Origin of the sequence: Streptomyces sp. YIM 98790, assembly GCF_011421595.1 — a bacterium.
Lineage (GTDB): Bacteria > Actinomycetota > Actinomycetes > Streptomycetales > Streptomycetaceae > Streptomyces.
Map to the genome: position 1 here is coordinate 1 of NZ_WTLH01000292.1, position 4,832 is coordinate 4,832.

At 76.3% G+C, this 4,832-nt stretch carries 4 protein-coding genes; all 4 read right to left on the reverse strand.

Annotation, left to right across the window (positions count from 1 at the left end; all coding sequences use genetic code 11):
• Window positions 1–1,685, reverse strand: a 1,685-nt coding sequence (locus tag GQS09_RS26880; RefSeq protein WP_165990137.1) for an ABC-F family ATP-binding cassette domain-containing protein, incomplete at its 3' end; no start/stop codon positions are given.
• A gap of 101 nt (window positions 1,686–1,786) precedes the next feature.
• Window positions 1,787–2,707 (reverse strand): 4-(cytidine 5'-diphospho)-2-C-methyl-D-erythritol kinase, encoded by a 921-nt coding sequence (locus GQS09_RS26885; RefSeq protein ID WP_165990138.1) that lies wholly within the window; start codon window positions 2,705–2,707, stop codon window positions 1,787–1,789.
• A gap of 91 nt (window positions 2,708–2,798) precedes the next feature.
• A complete protein-coding gene (locus tag GQS09_RS26890) occupies window positions 2,799–3,755 on the reverse strand; it encodes an rRNA adenine dimethyltransferase family protein (RefSeq protein ID WP_165990140.1) in 957 nt (318 codons plus the stop codon).
• A gap of 77 nt (window positions 3,756–3,832) precedes the next feature.
• A complete protein-coding gene (locus GQS09_RS26895; RefSeq protein WP_165990139.1) occupies window positions 3,833–4,687 on the reverse strand; it encodes a TatD family hydrolase in 855 nt (284 codons plus the stop codon).
• Window positions 4,688–4,832 lie beyond the last annotated feature (145 nt).

The following is a 4,832-nucleotide window of genomic DNA, read 5'->3' on the forward strand; positions in this document are numbered from 1 at the left end:
GCCGCGGAGGCCGCCGAGGCCGCGGGCGCCGCGGCGGCAGCCGCCGCCCGCCGCCGCTCCAGGTACTCGTCGATGCCGCGCGGCAGCATCCGCAGGGAGCCGTCGCCCAGCAGCGCGTACACCACGTCGGTGGTGCGCTCCATGAAATAACGGTCGTGGCTGATCACCACCAGCGTGCCCGGCCAGCCGTCCAGCAGGTCCTCCAGCTGGGTCAGCGTCTCCACGTCCAGGTCGTTGGTGGGCTCGTCCAGGAAGAGGACGTTGGGTTCGTCCATCAGCAGCCGCAGGAGCTGAAGCCGCCGCCGCTCGCCGCCGGAGAGGTCCCCGACCGGCGTCCACTGCTTCTCCTTGCCGAAGCCGAAGCGCTCGCAGAGCTGGCTCGCCGTCATCTCCCGGCCCCTGCCCAGGTCCACCCGGGACCGCACCTGCTCCACCGCCTCCAGCACCCGCCAGCCGGCGGCCAGTTCGGCGACCTCCTGGGAGAGCCAGGCCAGCCGCACGGTCTTGCCGACGGTGATCCGGCCGTCCGTCCGCACCCCGGAGGGGGCGGCGGCACCGCCGGAGACGGTGCCCCCGGCGCCCTCCCGGTCCCGGGCGGCGGCGGCCAGGGTGCGCAGCAGCGAGGTCTTGCCCGCACCGTTGACCCCGACCAGCCCGATCCGGTCACCGGGGCCGATCTGCCAGGTCAGCCCGGAGAGCAGCTCCCTGCCGTCCCGGGAGTCCGCCGAGCCGGAGGAGTCCGGGCCGCCGACGCGCAGCGAGACGTCCTCCAGCTCGAACACGGTCCTGCCCAGCCGGGCGCCGGCGAAGCGCATCAGCTCGGCGCTGTCCCGGGGCGGCGGCACATCGGCGATCAGGGCGTTGGCCGCCTCGATGCGGAACCGCGGCTTGCTGGTCCGGGCCGGGGCGCCGCGCCGGAGCCAGGCCAGCTCCTTGCGCATCAGGTTCTGCCGCCGGGCCTCGTCGGCGGCGGCGATCCGCTCCCGCTCGGCGCGCGCGAAGACATAGTCGCTGTAGCCGCCCTCGTAGGAGTGGACGGTGCCGCGCTGCACGTCCCACATCCGGGTGCAGACCTGGTCCAGGAACCAGCGGTCGTGGGTGACGCAGACCAGGGCGGAGCGGCGGGCGCGCAGATGCTCGGCGAGCCAGGTGATGCCCTCCACGTCCAGGTGGTTGGTGGGCTCGTCCAGCACGATCAGGTCCTGCTCGGCGATCAGCAGCCGGGCCAGGGCGACGCGGCGCCGCTCGCCGCCGGAGAGCGGGCCGATCACGGTGTCCGGGCCGGCCGGGAAGCCGGGCATGTCCAGGCTGCCGAACAGTCCGGTGAGCACATCCCGCACCCGGGCGTCGCCGGCCCATTCGTGCTCGGCCCGGTCGCCGATGATCTCCTGGCGCACGGTGGCGGACGGATCGAGGTCGTCGTGCTGGGCGAGCACGCCGAGGCGCAGTCCGCCGGCGTGCGTCACCCGGCCCGCGTCCGGCTCCTCCAGGCGGCTCAGCACCCGGATCAGAGTGGTCTTGCCGTCTCCGTTGCGGCCGACGACGCCGATCCGGTCGCCTTCCGAGACGCCGAGGGAGAGTCCGTCCAGCAGGGCACGCGTGCCGTAGACCTTCTGCACGGATTCCAGGTTGACGAGGTTCTTCGACTGCTTCGACGGCTTCGGCAGCTTCGGCGGAGTGGTCATGGTCGTCCCAGGGGCAGCGCGGGCGGTCGGGCGGTCTGGCAGGTGAGCGGACGGACAGGCGGCTGGGCGGACAGGTGGGCGGGCGGACAGGTGGGCGGCGGTCAGACGATGCGGGCGCCGGGAGCCGGGCCGGTGGTGACCCGGGCGGCGCGGCAGGTGCCGGACGCCTCCAGGGCCTCGGCCAGGGCGTGCGCGGCCTCGGCGTCCTTGGCCAGGAAGGCGCAGGTGGGTCCGGAGCCGGAGACGATCCCGGCGAGCGCCCCGGCGGCCAGTCCGGTGTCCAGGGTGTGCCGCAGCGCGGGGCGCAGCGACAGCGCGGCGGGCTGGAGGTCGTTGGTGCCCCCGGCCAGCACGGCGGCGAGCGCGGGGGCGTCACCCCCGGCCAGGGCGGCCAGCAGCGCGGGCTCCGGCTCGGGCTCCGGCACCCGCGAGGCGGCGGGCGGGCCGCCGCGCAGCCGGTCGCACTCGCGGTAGACCTCGGGGGTGGACAGCCCGCCGTCGGCGAGCGCGAAGACCCAGTGGAAGCGCCCGCCGACGTCCAGCGGGGTGAGCCGCTCGCCCCGGCCGCGGCCCAGGGCGGCGCCGCCGAGCAGACTGAACGGCACATCGGAGCCCAGCTCGGCGCCGAGGCCGAGCAGCTCCTGGCGGGTGGCGCCGGTGCCCCACAGGGCGTCGCAGGCGAGCAGTGCGCCGGCCGCGTCGGCGCTGCCGCCGGCCATGCCCCCGGCCACCGGGATGTCCTTGTCGATGTGCAGGTGGACCGCGGGCGGGCGGCCGTGCCGGGCCGCCAGCAGGACGGCGGCGCGGGCGGCGAGGTTGCTGCGGTCCAGCGGGACCTGGCCGGCGCCGGGGCCGGTGCAGGTGATCCGCAGGGTGTCGGCGGGCGCGGCCGTCACCCGGTCGTACAGGCCGACGGCGAGAAAGACGTTGGCCAGGTCGTGGTAGCCGTCGGGGCGCAGCGGGCCGACCGCGAGCTGGACATTGACCTTCGCCGGGACGCTCACCGTGACGCCGGTCGTCATGCGCGGCGGTCCTCCTTCGTGCAGTTCCGGATGTTCGTGCGCTGCGGGCGCTGCGGGCGCTGCGGGCGTGCTCCGCACGCGGTTCGCGCGGTCACCGTGCGGCCTGGTCCGGGTCCGGTACCGCGGCGTCGGCGGTCGCGGCGGCGGCCGGGCGGTGCTCGGCGATCCGGGCGAAGTCCCCGACGGTCAGGGACTCGCCCCGGGCCCGCGGGGAGACCCCCGCGGCGGCCAGCGCGGCCTCGGCCGCCGTGGCCGAGCCGGCCCAGCCGGCCAGCGCGGAGCGCAGCGTCTTGCGGCGCTGGGCGAAGGCCGCGTCCACCACGGCGAAGACCTCGCGGCGGGAGGCGGCGGTGCGCGGCGGGCGGCGGCGGACCAGGGAGACCAGCCCGGAGTCGACATGGGGCGCGGGCCAGAAGACGGTGCGGCCGATGGAGCCGGCCCGCCGCACCTCGGCGTACCAGGCGGCCTTGACCGAGGGCACACCGTAGATCCGGGAACCGGGGGCGGCGCTGAGCCGGTCGGCGACCTCGGCCTGCACCATCACCAGGGTGCGCTCGATGCCGGGAAAGGTCTCCAGCATGTGCAGCAGCACCGGCACCGCCACGTTGTAGGGCAGGTTCGCGACCAGTGCGCGGGGGGCCGGGCCGGGCAGCTCGGTGACCCGCAGCGCGTCCCGGTGCACCAGGGAGAAGCGGCCGGCCGCCTCGGGCAGCCGGGCCGCCACGGTGGCGGGCAGGGCGGCGGCCAGCTGGTCGTCGATCTCCACGGCGGTGACATGGCCGTCGTNCTGGTCGTCGATCTCCACGGCGGTGACATGGCCGTCGTCGCCGACGGCCTGGAGCAGGGCCAGGGTGAGCGAGCCGAGGCCGGGGCCGACCTCCACCACCGCGTCGCCGGGGCGCAGCCCGGCGGCACGCACGATACGGCGGACGGTATTGGGGTCGATGACGAAGTTCTGGCCCCGCTGCTTGGTGGGACGGACGCCCAGAGCCGCCGCCAGTTCGCGGATGTCGGCGGGGCCCAGCAGCCCCTTGTCGTCGGACGTCATCACCTGTGCAGTCTACGGGCGCCGGGCGGTGCGGCCCGCGGCGTCACCGCAGGCCGCACCGGGCGCGCTCGCTGCGCTCACTCCGCGCCGAAGGCGCGCAGGGTGTTGGCGGCCAGGTGGCGGGCGAGGGAGTCCTCGTCCAGGCCCTTGACCTCGGCCATGGCGCGCAGGGTGTGCGGGATCAGGAAGGGCGCGTTGGGGCGCCCCCGCCAGGGGACGGGGGTGAGGAAGGGGGCGTCGGTCTCGACCAGCAGCAGTTCGGGGGGCGCGGCGGCGAGCGCGTCGCGCAGCGGCTGCGCGCTGCTGAAGGTGACGTTGCCGGCGAAGGAGAGGAACCAGCCGCGCTCGGCGCAGTGGCGGGCCATGCCGGCGTCGCCGGAGAAGCAGTGGAAGACGGTGCGCTCGGGGGCGCCCTCCTCGTCCAGCAGGCGCAGCACGTCCGCGTGCGCGTCCCGGTCGTGGATCATCAGCGTCTTGCCGGTGTCCTTGGCGATGGCGATGTGGCGGCGGAAGGAACGCTGCTGGGCGGCGACGCCCTCGGGGCCGGTGCGGTAGTAGTCCAGGCCGGTCTCGCCGACGGCGCGCACCTCGTCACGGGCGGCGAGGGCGGCGATCTCCTCCAGCGCGGCGTCCAGGGCGGCCGGGCCGCCGTCCTGCTCCAGCCGCGGCGCCTCGTTGGGGTGCAGCGCCACGGCGGCCCAGACGGCGTCGTGCTCGGCGGCGGTCTTGACCGCCCAGTGCGCCCGGGCAACGTCGCAGCCCACCTGCACCACCCGGGTCACGCCGACGGCGGCGGCCTTGGCCAGGGCCTCGGCGACGGTGGTGTCCTGCATGTCGAGATGGGTGTGCGCGTCGGTGACCGGCACCGCCAGCGGCTCGGGCAGCGGGGGAATCCCGGTCCGCGCCGCCCGCGCGGTCTTGGACATCGGCATACCGCCGATCCTACGGAACCGCCTCCGGCGCCCCGCGCTCCCGCCCGGCCGGCGGGACCGAGCGGCCGGCGGGACGGGAGCGGTGATCGCGCCGGGGCCCGGCCTCCCGGCGCGCGGGGCGCCGGGAGACCGGGCTCCCGGGTGG

Coding starts and splice junctions, on each gene's coding strand:
- GQS09_RS26885 (WP_165990138.1), bottom strand. CDS start 2,707: ATGACGACCGGCGTCACGGTGAGCGTCCCGGCGAAGGTCAATGTCCAG.
- GQS09_RS26895 (WP_165990139.1), bottom strand. CDS start 4,687: ATGCCGATGTCCAAGACCGCGCGGGCGGCGCGGACCGGGATTCCCCCG.